The organism is Streptomyces sp. NPDC044719, assembly GCF_056433405.1.
Genome location: NZ_JBWKHE010000002.1, coordinates 95,004 through 110,564, shown reverse-complemented (window position 1 = coordinate 110,564; position 15,561 = coordinate 95,004). Strand labels below are relative to the sequence as shown.

The 15,561-nt window shown below is 72.2% G+C and carries 10 protein-coding genes and 1 pseudogene; 3 read left to right on the top strand and 8 right to left on the bottom strand.

The annotated features are described in order from the left end of the window. The first annotated feature begins 10 nt into the window (after window positions 1–10). Complete coding sequence (locus AC07DF_RS07155) at window positions 11–847, top strand: SDR family oxidoreductase (RefSeq protein WP_478967769.1); 837 nt, start codon at window positions 11–13, stop codon at window positions 845–847. Here the strand turns inward: AC07DF_RS07155 and AC07DF_RS07150 are convergent. The 6 genes from AC07DF_RS07150 to AC07DF_RS07125 all read right to left on the bottom strand — a co-directional run bounded on the left by AC07DF_RS07150 (window position 826) and on the right by AC07DF_RS07125 (window position 9,862). Beyond that, entirely contained in the window at window positions 826–2,328 is a 1,503-nt protein-coding gene (locus tag AC07DF_RS07150) for an SDR family NAD(P)-dependent oxidoreductase (RefSeq protein WP_478967767.1), read from the bottom strand. The genes AC07DF_RS07155 and AC07DF_RS07150 overlap by 22 nt on opposite strands. A 105-nt stretch (window positions 2,329–2,433) precedes the next feature. Then, entirely contained in the window at window positions 2,434–3,777 is a 1,344-nt protein-coding gene (locus AC07DF_RS07145; protein ID WP_478967765.1) for a wax ester/triacylglycerol synthase family O-acyltransferase, read from the bottom strand. A gap of 145 nt (window positions 3,778–3,922) precedes the next feature. Next, window positions 3,923–6,541, bottom strand: coding sequence for a PA14 domain-containing protein (locus tag AC07DF_RS07140; protein WP_478967763.1), 2,619 nt, complete (start codon window positions 6,539–6,541; stop codon window positions 3,923–3,925). A 102-nt stretch (window positions 6,542–6,643) separates the two neighbouring features. Further along, window positions 6,644–7,864 carry a glucose-1-phosphate adenylyltransferase gene (gene glgC, locus AC07DF_RS07135; RefSeq protein ID WP_478967761.1) on the bottom strand — a complete coding sequence of 407 codons (1,221 nt, stop codon included), beginning with the start codon at window positions 7,862–7,864 and terminating at the stop codon, window positions 6,644–6,646. A gap of 51 nt (window positions 7,865–7,915) precedes the next feature. Beyond that, entirely contained in the window at window positions 7,916–9,067 is a 1,152-nt protein-coding gene (gene glgA / locus AC07DF_RS07130) for a glycogen synthase (protein WP_478967759.1), read from the bottom strand. Between the two features lie 39 nt (window positions 9,068–9,106). Continuing rightward, on the bottom strand, window positions 9,107–9,862 hold the full coding sequence (locus AC07DF_RS07125) for a (2Fe-2S)-binding protein (RefSeq protein ID WP_478967758.1): 756 nt from the start codon (window positions 9,860–9,862) through the stop codon (window positions 9,107–9,109). A 210-nt stretch (window positions 9,863–10,072) separates the two neighbouring features. Here AC07DF_RS07125 and AC07DF_RS07120 point away from each other — a divergent pair. Further along, window positions 10,073–10,898: pseudogene (locus AC07DF_RS07120) on the top strand (DMT family transporter); the annotation flags it as partial. 840 nt (window positions 10,899–11,738) lie between these two features. Here AC07DF_RS07120 and AC07DF_RS07115 read toward each other — a convergent pair. After that, window positions 11,739–12,971: a transglycosylase family protein gene (locus tag AC07DF_RS07115; RefSeq protein ID WP_478967756.1), complete on the bottom strand. Its 1,233-nt coding sequence runs from the start codon at window positions 12,969–12,971 to the stop codon at window positions 11,739–11,741. A gap of 347 nt (window positions 12,972–13,318) precedes the next feature. On the opposite strand from AC07DF_RS07115, the gene gndA reads away from it, so the two are divergent. Then, window positions 13,319–14,758: an NADP-dependent phosphogluconate dehydrogenase gene (gene gndA / locus AC07DF_RS07110; RefSeq protein WP_478967754.1), complete on the top strand. Its 1,440-nt coding sequence runs from the start codon at window positions 13,319–13,321 to the stop codon at window positions 14,756–14,758. Window positions 14,759–15,210: 452 nt separating this feature from the next. On the opposite strand, the gene AC07DF_RS07105 is transcribed toward gndA, so the two are convergent. After that, window positions 15,211–15,555: a GNAT family N-acetyltransferase gene (locus tag AC07DF_RS07105; RefSeq protein WP_478967752.1), complete on the bottom strand. Its 345-nt coding sequence runs from the start codon at window positions 15,553–15,555 to the stop codon at window positions 15,211–15,213. Window positions 15,556–15,561 lie beyond the last annotated feature (6 nt).

The window sequence follows — 15,561 nt, the reverse complement described above, 5'->3', positions numbered from 1 at the left end:
CGGTACGTCGATGGGGTCCTCGTCGTACGGGCTGGAGGGCAGAGCCGCCGTGGTCACGGGGGCGACGCGCGGGATCGGGCTGGCCGTCGCCCGCCACCTGGTGAACGCCGGAGCTTCGGTGTGTGTGACCGCGCGGGACGCCGACGAGGTACGGCGCACCGCCGAGGACCTGGGCGGCATCGGGCTCGCGGGCAGTGTCGCCGACCCCGGCCATCCCCGGCGCCTGACCGAGCTGGCCGTGCGCGAGTTCGGCCGCCTCGACATCCTGGTCAACAACGCGGCGACGAACCAGCCCTACGGGCCGCTCATGGACGCCGCCCCCGAGGCCTGGAGCGAGGCCTTCACCGTCAACGTCGAGGCACCGCTACGGCTCGTGCAGTGCGCGTGGCGGTCCTGGATGTCGGAACACGGCGGCACGGTGATCAACGTGTGCACGGAGGGCGCCGGACACGTCGGCCCGAACGTGGGCGCGTACGGCACGAGCAAGGCCGCCCTGCTGCACCTCACCCAGCAACTGGCGGGCGAACTGGGCCCCCGGGTCCGGGTGAACTCCGTCTCCCCCGGCCTGGTTCGCACCGAGATGGCCCGGTTCGTATGGGAACCGGGAGAGGAACAGGTGGCCGCCGGATTGCCTCTCGGCCGGATCGGGGAGCCGGAGGACATCGCGAGGGCGGTCGTGTGGCTGGCGTCGGACGCGGCGGAGTGGGTGACGGGCGCCGACCTGGTGGTCGACGGCGGCACCCGAGCAAGGGCAGCGCGCAGCCCGGCCTTTCAGGGGCACGGGGAACTGCGCGACAAGCCACACTCAACCCGCGGACACATCCCCTACCACTTCCCGGGCGCGTAATCCTTCAAGAACACCCCGTACAGATCCTCCCCCGCCTCACCCCGCACGATCGGGTCATACACACGCGCCGCCCCGTCGACAAGATCCAGCGGCGCGTGGAACCCCTCCTCCGCGAGCCGCAGCTTGTCGTAGTGCGGCCGCTCGTCCGTGATCCACCCCGTGTCGACCGAGGTCATCAGAATCCCGTCGCCCTGGAACATCTCCTGCGCACTGGTCCGCGTCACCATGTTCATCGCGGCCTTCGCGGCGTTCGTGTTCGGATGCCCGGCCCCCTTGTACCCGCGCCCGAACACACCCTCCATCGCCGAGACGTTCACGACGTAGGCCCGCCCGCTCGCCGCCTTCTTCGCGGCCTCGGCCATCGCCGGCCGCAACTTGCTGATCAGGATGAACGGCGCCGTGTAGTTGCACAGCTGGGTCTCCAGCAGCTCCACCGGCGAGATCTGCTCGATGGTCTGCACCCAGGTGTTGGAGTCGACCACGTCGGGCACGAGCCCGCCCGCGTCGATCGCGGTGCCGGCGAGGTGCCGCTCGACGCTGGCGTTGCCCGCGACCAGGGCGAGGTCGGCGACCTTCTGCGCGTCGAGGCCGCTGGTGCCCAGCGGCAGCGCGGCCAGGCCGTCGACCGCGCCGGAATTGAAGGCGCCGATGACGTGGTGGGCGGGAAGCTCACCGGCGGGCAGCGGCGCGCTCTCGCCGTCGACCAGGGCGGCGTAGGCGGAGGGCAGCCGGCGCACGGTCTGCGTGGCGTTGTTGACCAGGATGTCGAGGGGGCCCGCCTCGGCGACCTGATCGGCGAGGGCCACGGCCTGCGCCGGGTCGCGCAGGTCGATGCCGACGACCTCGAGGCGGTGCATCCAGTCCGCCGAGTCGTCCATCGCCTTGAAGCGGCGGATGGCGTCCTTCGGGAAGCGCGTGGTGATCGTCGTGTGCGCGCCGTCGCGCAGCAGCCGGAGCGCGATGTACATGCCGATCTTGGCGCGTCCGCCGGTGAGCAGGGCCCGCTTGCCGGTGAGGTCGGCGCGGACGTCGCGCTTCTCGCGGTTCACGCGGGCGCAGTCGGGACAGAGCTGGTGGTAGAAGTAGTCGACTTCCACGTACCGGGACTTGCAGGTGTAGCAGGAGCGCGGGCGCTGGAGTATCCCCGCGATCCTGCCCGCCTCGGTGGCCGACGACGGCAGGATGCCCTCGGTCTCGTCGTCGATGCGCTGGGCGGAGCCGGTCGCCGTGGCCTCCGTGACCGCCTTGTCGTGGGCGGTCTTGGCGGCCCGGCGCTCCTGGCGGCGGCGCTGCTTGACCGTGCGGTAGATGCCCGCGGTGGCCCGGCGTACGGCGATGGCGTCCGGGTGGTCGACCTCCAGCTTGTCGAGTTCCTCGAGCACGCTGAGGCAGACCGCCAGACGCTCCGGGTCGATGCCGGGTCCGTACGAGAGCCCGCTCGCCTCGTCCATGGCCTGCGGGCCGTCCTCTGTCACCGTCATCGCCGTTGTCGTTCCCTGCTCTGCCGTCGCGGCGCGCCGGTCGCGCCCGCATTCGAAGGGCGAATTTTACGGAGCGCCGCGCCGGACCGCCAAACCAGCTCCTGATCACGACTCGCAGGCCGTGATCAGTGTCCGCACCTCCTCGGAGAGGGCGGTCGCGAATCGGTCGAGGTCGGGGACGGCCTCGGCGTCGGCGACGAGGCCGTAGTGGACGCTGCCCCGGTACGTCGAGACCGCCACCGCCAGGGAGTGGCCGGGGGCGAGCGGGGCGAAGGGGAACACGGCGGTGAGCGGGTGGCCGCCGAGTTTCAGGCCGAGGCTGGGCAGGGGCACGCTGGTCACCAGGATGTCGAACCAGAGCCGGGCCGCCTGGCCGACCAGGGGCCCGCCGAGCCGGTGGGCGAGGGCGGGGACATGGTCGGCGAGCAGGGCGACGGCGCCCGCGCCCCGGTTGGGGCCGGCGTCCTTGTTGCGGTCCATGGCGGTACGGACCGAGGCGAGGCGCGCCAGCGGGTCCTCGTCGTGCACCGGAAGCCGTATCAGGTAACCCGAGAGCCGGTTGCCCTGTGGGTAGGCGGTGCGCGGACGGCGCTTGGAGACGGGGATCAGGGCGCGGGGCGCGACGCCCTCGCTGCCGTCGCCGCGCTCGTCGAGCCAGCGGCGCAGGGCGCCCGCGACGACGGCGATCAGCACGTCGTTGACGGTGCCGCCGACGGTCTTGCGGACGCGGTGCACGTCGTCGAGGTCGAGAACCACTCCGGCGGTGCGGCGGGTGCCGCTCGGCTCGCAGGTGAGGGCGGGGGTGGAGCGCACATCGAGGGAGGAGCGGGCGACCGAGGCGCCGATGTCCAGGGCCCGGCCCACGTCGGACAGGGCGCCGCGCACCATCCCGGGCAGGTCGCGCACCTCCGGCAGCAGGCCGCGCGGGGGCTCGACGGTGCGGGGCCGGGGCGCGGGCAGGTCCATCGGGTCCATGACGCCCGCGGCGAGGGTCAGGGCCCGCAGCCCGTCGGCGAGCGCGTGGTGGAACTTGAACAGCACCGCGAAGGAGCCTTCGTCCTCGCCCGGCAGCACATGGGCCTCCCAGGGCGGCCGGCCGCGTTCCAGCGGACGCCCCATGAGCCGGCTCGCCGCCGCGTGGAAGTCCGCGGTCGGGTCGTGCAGCCGCACATGGTGCTGGGGGTCGAAGTCCGGGTCCGGTTCCCGGGCCGCGCCGCCGAAGGTGAGCGGCCGGCGCAGGGCCGAGGGCAGCGGCTGCCACACGTCTCGGATGCGCATGCGCAGTCCGGGGACGCCGGCGGCACGGGCCGCGAGCAGGTCCGCGGCGTGAGCACCCGCGGCCGGCGACCGGGCCGGGAAGATCCCGAGCGCCCCGAGGTGCATCGGGTGCTCGGCGGACTCGAGGTTCCAGAACGCCAGGTCGAGAGGAGCGAGCAGGTCAGCAGTCAAGGGCTTGCCTCGCGTCGACGACGGGGTGGGTCAGCAGTCAACCGCCACCAACCGATTACGGTCAAGTACGATCAGGCTACGTACAGTTAACAGCAGATTAAGTCCCGCCCCGGCGAGAGGGGCGGGACTTATGGTGCATGTGTGGTCAGTCCAGCACAGGTTGCGGCGCCGGGCACTCCGTGGGAGTCACCCGGGAGGCGTCACGGATCAGCGCCTGGTGTGCCGCCTTGAGCCGGGCCGTGTCCGGTTTCAGGACGGCTCGGTCGTAGGTGAGGAAGCCGTTCAGCTCACCCTCGACGTCCGCGATCTGGGTGTACACGGCACCGCTGCTGCCCCGGCAGACCAGGGCCCGGACCTCGTCGAGCTTGGTCAGGTAGTCCTCGGTGTAGGTGGCCGGGTCGACGTCGACGTAGGACTGCTGCACCGACCAGGCGTGGCCGGGCACCGCCAGTCCGAGGCCGCCGTACTCGCCGCTGACCAGGGCGCGCTCGCCGTCGGGGCGCGGTGGCAGGGCGGGGCTGGGATAGCCGTGCTCGTCCATGAGGTCGCCGGTGCCGCCGTCGGCGCCCAGGTTGAGCCCGGACTGGCCGTTGACCAGCCGGGTGGGGTCCCACGCCTTGGCCTGCTCGGCGACCCGGCCCACGTCGTACTGGCCCCAGCCTTCGTTGAAGGTCACCCACATGACGACCGACGGGCTGCTGATGTGCTCGTCGATCATCTCCTTCATCTCGCGCTCGTACCGCGCCCGGGAGGACGCGCTCGGGTTCACCCCGGCCGTCATCGCGGGCATGTCCTGCCACACCAGCAGCCCGAGCCGGTCTGCCCAGTAGAACCAGCGGTCCGGCTCGACCTTGATGTGCTTGCGGACGGAGTTGAAGCCGAGCCGCTTGTGCGCCTTCAGGTCGTAGGCGAGTGCCTCGTCGGTGGGCGCGGTGTGCAGGCCGTCCGGCCAGAAGCCCTGGTCGAGGGTGGCCATCATGAAGACCGGCTCGCCGTTGAGGACCGTGCGCGGGACGCCGTTCACCTTCTCGACGGCGATGGAGCGCATTCCGAAGTAGCTGCCGACCCGGTCGGCGCCGACCTTCACCTTGAGCTTGTAGAGGAACGGGTCGTCGGGCGACCACAGGCGCGGGTCGCGGATCGTCAGGGTCAACGGCCGGCCGGTGCGGCCGCTCGCCGTGGCCACCTCGCGCTTCCCGTCGTACGCCGTCGCCGTGATCGGTACGCCGTCCCGGACGCCCCGGGCCTCCACAGTGAGCTTCTCGCCCGCCACGTCCGGGGTGAGCTTGAGGGAGTCCGTGTGGTCGCGGGACACGGGCTCCATCCAGACCGTCTGCCAGATGCCGGAGGACGGGGTGTACCAGATGCCGCTGGGGTCCAGGCGCTGCTTGCCGAGCGGCGGGTTCTCGCCGGATGCCGCGTCGGTCGGGTCGTAGACGCCGACGATCAGCTCCTGGGTGCGGCCGGGCTTCAGCGCGTCGGTGATGTCGGCGCTGAACTTGTCGTAGCCGCCCTCGTGCTCGGCGACCTTCCTGCCGTTGACGTACACCTCGGACCGCCAGTCGACGCCGCCGAAGTTGAGCTTGAGCCGCTTGCCGGAGCCGATGTCCCAGCCGGCGGGCACCGTGAAGGTGCGGCGGTACCACATGCGGTCCTCGTGGCGTTCGATGCCGGAGAGCCGGGACTCCACCGGGTACGGGACGAGGATGCGTTCCTTCAGGTTCTTGCCGGCGGGCGGCTGCTCGCCGGGCTCGGCGGCGGCGAACTGCCAGCGGCCGTTGAGGCCCTGCCAGGCGTCCCGGGTGAGCTGCGGGCGCGGGTACTCGGGGTGGGCGTTGTCCGGTCCGACCTCGTCCGCCCAGCGGGTGCTCAGCTGGTGCGTGGAGCGGTTCGGGCCGCTGGTCATGAACGCGCTGACAACGTTGCCTTCGGCGTCGGAGAGGCCACCCTGCCCGTCGTAGCGGAGGTCGGCGGTGCCGCGGGCCGTGCCGGTCTTGTTGCCGACGACCGGCTCGTCGAGGGCGATCAGGAGCGAGGTGGGGTCGGACGGGTCCGGTCGCGCCGCGCCCAGGGGCCACTCGGCGCCGCCGATCACCGCCTTGAGGTGGTCGGTGAAGCCCGCCGGGGGTACGGCGAGGGGCTGGGCGAAGTCGAGCTTCAGGGTGCGGCCGGTGGACTGGACGGTGGCCGCGAGGGCTCCGTCGTAGTCGAAGCCGTCGGGGAGGCGGAACGCCGACTGCGGGACCGGCTCCTTGCCGGCGCCCGGCCGGGTCCAGCGGAGGTGGAGGTTGGAGCCGCCGTAGTGCTCGAAGTACTCGACCTTGATGTCGTATGCCTTGCCGGCGGTCAGGTCGACGGGCTGGGCCGTCTGTTCGCGGTCCCAGTCGTCCACCCAGTGGTCGATGAGGGGCTTTCCGTCGATCCAGAGGCGGAAGCCGTTGTCGCCGATGACCGAGAACGTGTGGGGGCCGGTCTTCTCCGGGACGATCTTTCCGGTCCAGCGGACGCTGACGTCGTCCGAGCGGCCGGTGGTGAAGTTCAGGCGCGGTTCCAGGTTGTCGAAGTCGAGGTCCTGGTCGACGGTCGTCGCCTTGAGAGTGTGGAAGTCGAAGGTGCCGGGGGCGGAGTGGGTGAAGTACTCGCCCTTGAGGCCGTGGATCTCTGCGGGGTCGTCCGCCAGGGCGGGGGCCGCGGTCAGGCCGGTGAGGGCCAGGAGCGCGGCGAGCAGTAACGCGAGCCGGTTTCTGAGGGGTCCGGTACGCACGGAACCTCCGTTTACAACGATGTCATGAACGGGCGAGGGCATGACAACACGGATTCCGCTCTTCGTCCAGAGGCAGGACAAAGTCCCCGGGCGGGGACCGCCTCAGGTGACCAACTGGCCCTTCCCCAGGGCGATGACGCCGCCCTTGGACACCGTGTACAGCTCGGCGTCCCGCTCCGGGTTGACGCCGATCGTCGCACCCGGCGGCACCTCGACGTTCTTGTCGAGGACGGCGCCCCGCACCACCGCTCCCCGGCCGATGTGCACGTTGTCGTGCAGCACGGAGCCCTGCACCACCGCCCCGGGGTCCACCACGACACCCGGCGACAGCACGGACCGCGTGACCTGCCCGCGCACGAGGCAGCCCGCGCTGATGATGGACTCGCTGGCGATGCCGCCGGCGTTGAAGCGGGCCGGCGAGAGCTGGTACGAGTGCGTGTAGATCGGCCAGCTGCGGTTGTACAGGTTGAACGCGGGGCGCTCGGCGATCAGGTCCATGTGGGCCTCGTAGTAGGCGTCCAGCGTGCCGACGTCCCGCCAGTAGCCCTGGTCGCGGGTGGTCTCGCCGGGCACATGGTTGGCGCTGAAGTCGTAGAGCGCCGCCTCGCCCCGGTCGGTGAGCTGGGGCAGGATCGAGCCGCCCATGTCGTGCACGGAGGACTCGTCCTCCGCGTCCCGCCGGAGCGCCTCGATGAGGGCCTTGGTGGTGAAGATGTAGTTGCCCATGGAGGCGAAGACCATGTCGGGGTCGTCCGGCAGACCGGGCGGATCCGTCGGCTTCTCCAGGAACCGCTCCACCGTCTGGCCGTCCGAGCCCGGCGTGATCACCCCGAAGGACGAGGACTCGGTGCGCGGCACCCGGATCCCGGCCACCGTCACGCCCGCGCCGCTCTCGATGTGCTGGGCGAGCATCTGGCGGGGGTCCATGCGGTAGACGTGGTCGGCGCCGAAGACGGCTACGTACTCGGGTTGCTCGTCGTAGACGAGGTTCAGCGACTGCAGGATCGCGTCGGCGCTGCCCAGGTACCAGCGCGGGCCGAGGCGCTGCTGGGCGGGCACGGGCGTGACGTAGTTGCCCAGCAGATTGGACATCCGCCAGGTGGTGGTGATGTGCCGGTCCAGCGAGTGCGACTTGTACTGCGTCAGGACGCAGATGCGCAGGATGTCGCCGTTGACCAGGTTGGACAGCACGAAGTCGACCAGGCGGTAGGTGCCGCCGAAGGTGACCGCGGGTTTGGCGCGGTCCGCCGTCAGAGGCATCAGGCGTTTGCCCTCGCCGCCGGCCAGCACGATTCCCAGGACCGAAGGACCACCACGCCGCATGGCCGCTCCCCTCACGCCGATTTCCCGATGCCTGCCCTTGAGCAGGACGTACTAAGCCTGTTTCAGGATCTCCTCGTAGAGCCGGACCGTGCGGCGGGCCACCGCGTCCCAGCCGAACTCCCCGACCGCCCGCTCCCGCCCGGCCTCGCCCATCCGCCGCGCGGTCTCCGGGTCGCCCAGGACGGTGTCCATGGCCCGGGCGAGACCCGCCTCGAAGCCGTCGCCCGCCGGGACGAGCAGACCGGTCCTGCCGTCGTCCACGACCTCGGGGATGCCGCCGACCGCCGAGGCCACCACGGGCGTGCCGCAGGCCATCGCCTCCAGGTTCACGATGCCGAGCGGCTCGTACACCGAGGGGCAGACGAACAGGGCGGCGTGGGTGAGGAGCTGGATCACCTCCGGGCGCGGCAGCATCCGCGGAATCCAGAACACGCCGTCGCGGACCCGGCTCAGCTCCCCGAACAGCTCGCGGAACTCCTGGTCGATCTCCGGCGTGTCCGGGGCGCCCGCGCACAGCACGACCTGCGCGGCCGGGTCGATGTCCCGTACCGCGCGCAGCAGGTGGGGCACGCCCTTCTGCCGGGTGATACGGCCGACGAACAGCACGTACGGACGGGAGCGGTCGAGTCCGATCCGGTCCAGGGCGTCCGTGCCGAGGTCGGGCCGGTAGAGGGCGGTGTCGATGCCGTTGTGCACGACGTGGACCCGCTCCGGGTCCAGTGCGGGGTAGCAGCCGAGGATGTCCTCGCGCATGGCCCCGGACACCGCGATCACCGCGTCCGCCGCCTCGATCGCGGTGCGTTCGGCCCAGCTGGACAGCTCGTAGCCGCCACCGAGCTGCTCGGCCTTCCAGGGGCGCAGCGGCTCCAGGGAGTGGGCGGTCATCACATGCGGGATGCCGTACAGCAGCTTGGCGAGGTGGCCGCCGAGGTTGGCGTACCAGGTGTGGGAGTGGACCAGTTCCCGGCCCTCCAGGGCGGCGGCCATGGCGAGGTCCACGGAGAAGGTGCGCAGCGCTTCGTTGGCGCCGTCGAGCGCGGACCAGGGCCGGTGGCGCCGCACGCCGTCGGCGCGGCCCTCGCCCCAGCAGTGCACGTCCAGGTCGACCAGGGCTCTGAGCTCCCGGGCGAGGAACTCGACATGGACGCCCGCACCGCCGTACACATCCGGCGGGTACTCCCGGGTCAGCAGTCCCACTCGCACCCGCAACTCCCTGCTCTCAGCGGCCGTTCCCCTTCATGGTCACCCAGATGGGGCGTGTGGGGAAGAGCGGGGCGGTGTCGTGAAGCAACAGTCGCCGCAGACGCCCCCGCCGGGCACCCGGTAGTACAGACAGCAGCTGCGGCGCCGGAAGGTGGTGCCGGTGCGGGTTCCGGAGCCGGCGAGCAGGGGGTGCGCGAGGAGTTCGGCGGCCAGGGAGCGGGCCCGGGCGGCGGTGTCCGTACGGCCGTGCCGCCGGGCCCAGCGGTCGAGTTCGCGGGCGGCGCCCGCCAGCGCGGAGGCGGCGTTGCCGCGCAGCAGGCCGGGGGCGAGGCGGTAGTGGACGCGCAGGGCCGCCGCCAGGGGTTCGAGATGGCCGAGCAGGACGGTGTCCGCGACGGTCGCCGCGTCCCCGGGGAGCGGCCGTACGTCCGTGAGCCACAGGTCGTCGGGGGCGCTGCCGTCGGCGTCCCAGCGCAGCAGCCGGGCGTCGAGGTCGGGGACGCTGCCGTGGAGGGCGGCGCAGCCGAGCGCGACGGACCACAGACGGGCCGCGAGGCCCAGGTGGGCGACGGACGCCGCGACGCGCAACTCCGGGGCGTGCAGGGCGCCGGCCACCTTGCGGACGCGAAAAATCAGGGGATTTCCGCACACGTCCGGTGACGTTTCGCGGTAGGCCTGTGCGAGAGTGGGAAGAGGCCTGGCCGCCGCCCCTTCCGTGCTCAGCACGAAGAAGCCGCCGAGCGGGCGGAGCGCGGCGAGGCCGGGGTCGAGGTCCACGAGGACCAGTAGTACCAAGGCCCCTAGGGGACGCGACCCGGTGGCCCCCGACCATGGTCGCCCACCCTGGGGATGACGGTGCTCCCCTCGTACTCCATCGGCAGTAGGACCCAATGAGTGCTCAGGGACGACGACGGGAAGACCTGGACACGGCAGGGTGTTGGACATGAAAGCCGACCTTTCGCCGCGCCGGGCCGATAGCCCCCGCCTGACGCAGAGGAGCAGCCGATGAGCGCCCTCGCGTTGTCCGTCCTGCTGTCCCTCGTGTCCGCCGTCGCGTACGCGGGCGGGGCGATCGTGCAGGAGCGGGTGGCGGAGTCCTCGCCGGGCGAGGAGTACGCGCCGCTGCGCCGGCCGGGCTGGTGGGCGGCGGTCGGGCTCAACGGTCTCGGCGGACTGCTGCACGTGGTGGCGCTGGCGTACGGTCCGCTGAGCCTGGTGCAGCCGCTGGGCGCGCTGACGATCGTGGTGGCCCTGCCGATGGCGGCGCTGTTCGTAGGCCGCAAGGCGGGTGCGACGGCCTGGCGGGGCGCGATCATGGCGACGGTGGGGCTCGCCGGTCTGCTGTCCCTGGTCGCCGCGTCCGACGCGCGGTCGCTGGACACGGCCCAGCGGGTGGCCGTGGCCGTCGTCACCGCGGGTGCGGTGGTGGCGCTGATGATCGCCGCCCGGGCCGCGCACCGGCACCCGGCGGTCCGCAGCATGCTGCTGGCGACGGCCTCCGGTATCGCGTTCGGTATGTCCTCGGTGTTCACCAAGACCGTCGCGGTCGACTGGACCGGCGGTGTGTCGGCGGCCGACGTGCCCTCGCTCGCCGTGATCGGTGTCCTCGCCACGGCGGGCATGCTGCTGTCGCAGGCCGCGTACCGGGGCGGCGGTCTCACGGCCCCGCTGGCCACGCTGACGGTCGTGAACCCGGTGGTGGCGGCCGCGGTCGGCATCACGATGTTCGGAGAAACCTTCCGCTACGGCACGACGGGCACGGCGCTCGCCCTGAGCTGTGGCGTGGTGGCGGCGGGCGGCCTGATCCTCCTGACGACGGAACGGCTCGCACAGGCCCAGCCGGAGAGCCCGGGAACGGGCCTGGAGGTCGCGGGCACGGGCCTGGTCCCTCTCGACACGGGCCTCGGGGCGACGGGATCGCTGCCCGGGCCTGCCGGAAGCGGACGGGGCCGGCCGGAGCCGGTGGGTGCCGGGTCCGCGGGCAAGGGCGATGCGGTCGGGGCGGTGGGCAGCCTGCCCGGAAGCAGGAGCTCGCTGCCCGAGACGGTGAGGGCGTCGCCCGTCGAAGTGGGCAGCCTGGCCGGTGCGGTGAACGGTTTGCCGGAGCCCCTGAGCGCGCCGCGCGAGGCTGTGTTGGCCGCGCCCGCCGGCGTGGGCGCGGCCGGCGGGGCGGTGGACGGCTCACCCGGGCCCCGGAGCGCTCCGGCCGAGATCGGCGCAGCGCCCGAGACCGTGAGGGCGTCGCCCGCAGGGCCCGAGATCGTGGGGGCGTCGCCCGCAGGGCCCGAGATCGTGGGGGCGTCGCCCGCAGGGCCCGAGATCGTGGGGGCGTCGGCCGCGGGCGCGGGCAGCCTGGCCGAAGCGGTGGACGGTCCGGACGAACCCCTGGGCGCACTGACCGGGACCGTGGGGGCGCCGCCCGTGGCCGTGGGTGCGCTGCCGCAGGCGCGTGCCGGGGCAGGGGACCGTGGCGCGGCCGGGCTCAACCGGTCCGGGGACGAAACGGTGGCCGTGGCCGCCGCCGAGTCCGAGGCCGCGCCGGACGTGCCGTACGAGAGCGGGGAACCGCTGGTGACCTCAGGTCCCGGCGGACGCCGCCCGCTCTCCTACGTGCCCTTCTACGGCATCCCGTACGTCCCGCTGCCCATGGTCGACCGGCACCGCACGCGCGTCAGATCGTGACGCCGCCGGCCCTGAGATAGGCCACCGGGTCGACGTCCGTTCCGAAACCGGGCCCCGTCCGCACCTCGAAGTGCAGATGCGGGCCCGAGCTGTTGCCGGTGGAGCCGGAGCGGCCGATGCGCTGGCCGGCGGTCACCGTCTGCCCGTCCCGTACGGAGATCGCCGACAGGTGGGCGTACTGGCTGTAGCGGCCGTCGCCGTGCCGGACCACGACCTGGTAGCCGAACGAGCCGCCCCAGCCCGCGCTGACGACGCTGCCCGCCGCGACCGACCTGATGGACGTGCCCGTGGGCACGGGGAAGTCGACGCCGGTGTGGTAGCCCTTCGACCAGGACGAGCCCGCCTTGCGGTAGGGCGTTCCCAGCGAGCCGCTGACGGGAGCGACGAGGCCCTGCCGGACGGACGTGGACCTTCCGGCGCGCTCCTTGCTCTCCTCCTCGGAGCGGTCCCTGGCACGTTCCTTGGCACGATCCGGCTTCTTGGGCGACGGCTTGGCCGACGGGGCCGGCTTGTGCGCGGGACGCGTCTTCGTGGCGCCCTCCCCGCTCAGCGCGAGCCGCTGACCGGGCACGATCAGGTCGGGGTCGGCTCCTATGGCCGAGCGGTTCGCGGCGTACAGCCCCCGCCAGCCGCCCCTGACCTCCTGGTCGGACGCGATACCGGAGAGGGTGTCGCCGCGGACCACGGTGTACATCTCGGCGCTGCCCGCCCGGGACTGCGGCGTGGACTGCGGCCGCACGTCCTCGATGGACGTCTTCGCCCTCTTCTTCCCGTCTTTCTTCGCATCCTTCTTCGCGTCCCGCTTCGTGCTCTCGGAGGCCGGCCGGATGTCGGGCTCGCCTCCGCCCCGGGTCAGTCCGGCCCGTACCGAGCAGACCGGCCAGGCGCCAGGACCCTGCCCGTCGAGCACCTTCTCGGCGACGGCGATCTGCTGGTCCTTGGTGGCCAGGTCCGCGCGTGCCGCGTAGGTCCGGCCCCCGTACGCCTCCCAGGTGGACTGGGTGAACTGCAGACCGCCGTAGAACCCGTTTCCGGTGTTGATGCTCCAGTTGCTGGTGGACTCGCAGGCGGCGACCTTGTTCCAGGTGTCCACGTCCGCCGCCTGGGCGGCGCCGGTGCCCATGAACGGCAGTGCCATGCCCGCGCCACCCGCCGTGACGGTGAGTGAGGCGCGGTTGATCCTGTTCGGCTGATACCGGCGGTGCCGGCCGCGTACGGCCATGGATTGCCCCCCTAGACATGCGTCAGGAGGGGCAAAAGTAAGCGCTGCGAACCGGCCAGAACAAGACGGCTATCAGCCGCCCGGGTGCCCAAATGGCCGGTATGAGGCCCCTGTTGCGCGACGTGCGCCACGGCGGTGCACCGTGTACGCCACCCGGTGCGCGGGTGCGACGTGCGCGGGGACGCGTACATCGACTGAGCGGGACGGGGCTCTCGTGCGTATCACGCTGCGCGACGTCGTACGACCCGCGCGTGCGGCCGGAGTAGCGGCACGTCAGGATGGTCGACGGGGGCATGCTGGTGGACACACCCGCAGCACCGATACCGAGGTCTTTAGGAGCCAACCGAATGAGCAGTACAGCGCAGATCGGCGTCACGGGTCTCGCGGTCATGGGCCGCAACCTCGCCCGCAACTTCGCCCGCAACGGCTACGCGGTGGCGGTGCACAACCGGACGCCCGCGCGCATGCGCGCCCTGGTGGAGGAGTTCGGCGGCGAGGGGGAGTTCGTCGCGTGCGAGAGTGCCAAGGAGTTCGTCGCGGCGCTGGAGCGGCCGCGGCGGCTGGTCGTGATGGTGAAGGCCGGTGAGCCGACGGACGCGGTGATCCAGGAGTTCGCCCCGCTGCTGGAGCCCGGCGACATGATCATCGACGGCGGCAACGCGCACTTCGCGGACACCCGGCGCCGGGAGCGGGAGCTGCGCGAGCAGGGCATCCACTTCGTCGGCATGGGCGTCTCCGGCGGCGAGGAGGGCGCGCTCAACGGTCCGAGCATCATGCCGGGCGGCCCGAAGGAGTCGTACGACTCGCTGGGCCCGATGCTGGAGAAGATCTCGGCGAAGGCGGCCGACGGCTCGCCGTGCGTCTCCCATGTCGGTCCGGACGGTGCCGGGCACTTCGTGAAGATGGTGCACAACGGCATCGAGTACGCCGACATGCAGCTCATCGGCGAGGCGTACCAGCTGCTGCGCGATGTCGCCGGCTACTCCCCCGCGCAGATCGCGGAGATCTTCCGCACCTGGAACCAGGGCCGTCTCGACTCCTACCTGATCGAGATCACGGCCGAGGTGCTGTCGCACGTCGACGCGGAGACGGGCAAGCCGTTCGTGGACGTGGTGGTGGACCAGGCCGAGCAGAAGGGCACCGGTCGCTGGACCGTCCAGATCGCCCTCGACCTGGGTGTTCCGGTGTCCGGTATCGCGGAGGCCGTCTTCGCCCGCTCGCTCTCCGGCCACGCGGCGCTGCGGGAGGCCTCGCGCGGGCTGGCCGGCCCGAAGGCCAAGGCGCTCAGCGAGTCGGAGGCGCAGGCCTTCGCCGACCGGGTGGAGCAGGCGCTGTACGCGTCGAAGATCGTGTCGTACACGCAGGGCTTCCACGAGATCGACGCGGCCCGCGACGAGTACGGCTGGGACATCGACCTCGGTGCGGTCTCCGCGCTGTGGCGTGGCGGCTGCATCATCCGCGCGGCCTTCCTGGACCGGATCCGCTCCGCCTACGACACCCGGCCGGACCTGCCGAGCCTGCTGTCGGACGCGACGTTCGCGCAGGAGATCGCGGACGCCCAGGACGACTGGCGCGAGGTGCTGGTCGCGGCGACGCGGCAGGGTGTGCCGACGCCGGGCTTCGCGGCGGCCCTCGCCTACTACGACGCCCTGCGCTCGGAGCGGCTGCCGGCGGCGCTGACGCAGGGGCAGCGGGACTACTTCGGTGCGCACACGTACCGCAGGGTGGACCGGGACGGGTCGTTCCACACGCTGTGGGGCGGGGACCGGTCGGAGGTCTCGGCGTAGGCGCTCGCCGCTGAGGAAACGGTGAGGGGCCGGTGGACGGCCGTATGGGCTGTCCACCGGCCCCTTCTCGTTCTCTCTCGTGCTCGTTCCGGTGTCGTTCAGGACAGCGGCGGGCCCGGCTCGGGATTCGGTACGGGCTCCGGGCCCGGGGGAATCGGTGACGGGTCGGGACCCGGCACGGGGTCCGGCCCCGGGGGCGGGGTCGGGGACGGAGGCGGTGGGGTCGGCTCCGGGCCCGGCGGTGGCTGCGGATCCGGCACCGGGTCGGGGCGGGGCTCCGGGTGCTGGGGATCCGGGCCCGGCGTCGGCCCCGGATGCACGGGGTCGGGAAACGGATTCGTCATGAGGCCCTCCAGCCAGTCGATCGACTCCGGCTCTGGACTACTCCCCCGCCTACCCGGCACCCGCTTCCCCAGTCACTCCGGCGCGGGACGGGGAAGGGTCCAGGTGGGTCAGAAGCGGCCGGGGTGGGCGGCCAGCCAGTCCTTCGCCGCTGTCAGCAGGTCCTGGTCGGCCGGGCGGGCCTCGTCGGGGTGGCGTTCGGCCCATCGGGTGACGTAGGGACACAGCGAGACGACCGGGCTGTGCTCACGTGCGGCGACGGCGTGGAGCTCGCGTGCCAGCGAACCCGCGATGCCCTGGCCCTCGTGGGCCGGCTCGACGATCGTGTGCACGGGCACGAGCGCTCGCTCGGGGCTCTCGAGAACGAAGTACTCGACACGGCCGACGACTTCACCGCCGGTCAGCGCCTCCAGGCGGCCGGCCGCCCGGTCGTCGCGGATCTCCAGGTCCTTCATACGGAC

Bases quoted from the DNA above. Each gene is read 5' to 3' on its own strand.
- AC07DF_RS07155 (WP_478967769.1), top strand. From the start codon at position 11: ATGGGGTCCTCGTCGTACGGGCTGGAGGGCAGAGCCGCCGTGGTCACG.
- AC07DF_RS07150 (WP_478967767.1), bottom strand. From the start codon at position 2,328: ATGACGGTGACAGAGGACGGCCCGCAGGCCATGGACGAGGCGAGCGGG.
- glgC (WP_478967761.1), bottom strand. From the start codon at position 7,864: ATGCGGCGTGGTGGTCCTTCGGTCCTGGGAATCGTGCTGGCCGGCGGC.
- AC07DF_RS07115 (WP_478967756.1), bottom strand. From the start codon at position 12,971: ATGGCCGTACGCGGCCGGCACCGCCGGTATCAGCCGAACAGGATCAAC.
- gndA (WP_478967754.1), top strand. From the start codon at position 13,319: ATGAGCAGTACAGCGCAGATCGGCGTCACGGGTCTCGCGGTCATGGGC.
- AC07DF_RS07105 (WP_478967752.1), bottom strand. From the start codon at position 15,555: ATGAAGGACCTGGAGATCCGCGACGACCGGGCGGCCGGCCGCCTGGAG.